The sequence below is a fragment of the Candidatus Symbiopectobacterium sp. NZEC135 genome (genome assembly GCF_025962695.1).
Genome location: NZ_JAGFPF010000572.1, coordinates 1 through 1,194, shown reverse-complemented (window position 1 = coordinate 1,194; position 1,194 = coordinate 1). Strand labels below are relative to the sequence as shown.

Here is a 1,194-nt window from a genome sequence, read left to right as displayed (position 1 = left end):
CAACGCAAGAAACAGCATGCCAACCGGGGCGGGCAACCCGCAGACACGGTATATTTCTACCCCCACCATGTAGAGCAGCATGGCGAGTAGCGCCCCCGCCGCGATAGACGCTAATTCAGGCTTTGCGCTGGGCGGCGCAGACAAGTCGGGCGCGCTGTTGCTGAGGCTCAAGCTGTCAGGCATCAACGCCCCCTCTCCGGTCAGATGTGGAAAGCGTTTGCCGAGTTGATTCAATATTCCCGCCAAAATAATGGCGGTCAGGCTTCCCAACATCACGATCGGCAACATATGACCCAGCGCATCGGCCTGATCCTGATTCAGCAGTAGCGCGTAACCCATCGAAAGCGGAATCGCCCCTTCACCCATGCCCCCCGCCCTAATGGGTAACACCAAAAAGAAAAACAGATGGAACGGATCCATTCCCAGTGCGAGGCCCACCGCCATCCCCGTCAACATGCCGACCACCTCACCGCACAGCATCGGAATAAAGATGCGTAAGAATCCCTGAATCAAGGTAGTGCGGTTCATGCTAAGCGTACTGCCCACGATAATGCAGCAAATGTAGAGGTACAGAATATTGCTGTCGTGATAAAAGGTGCTGACTGATGCCACCACCGCCTGGGGTAACAGCCCGTAATAGACCAAGGCAGAGGGAATAAAGGTGGCGCAAATGGCCGCGGCCCCCATTTTACCCACCAGCGGTAAACGACGACCCAATTCGCCACAGGCAAAACCGAAAAAAGCCAGGGTCACGACCATCACCACAATATCACTTGATAAGGTATCGTTGACGCAGTTCAGTACCACCAATCCTCCCGCCAGAATAAACAGCGGTAGCGGGATCACACCCACCTTATAATCGTGCCAGATACGCTGCCCTTTATTTTTAAGTAAATCGGGTCGGTGCGCCTTATCAACCCGCCTGACATCACTCATATCATCTTTCATGTTCACCGCCATGGTATTATTGCTATCTACAAAAATAGAATGCGTTGACATCTCTTCGGGAATGCAGTGGAACGTGACGGATAATAGCCTGTCGACGATCGAATAATCGCCGCTCAGTGTTTCCAGATCTTCTTTGGCAATATGAGAGGGAAATAAAAATTAGTGGCCCTGCGCGACACGTAAACACTATATTAATTCTGGTTATTTTCTATCAAAAAACGCAGATATAAATAGCGACAAATTACG

1 protein-coding gene is annotated in these 1,194 nt (G+C 51.3%); it reads right to left on the bottom strand.

The window, feature by feature from the left end:
* The coding region (locus J5224_RS28855) for a 2-hydroxycarboxylate transporter family protein (RefSeq protein WP_413544742.1) at window positions 1-954 on the bottom strand (954 nt) is incomplete at its 3' end.
* Between the last annotated feature and the right edge of the window lie 240 nt (window positions 955-1,194).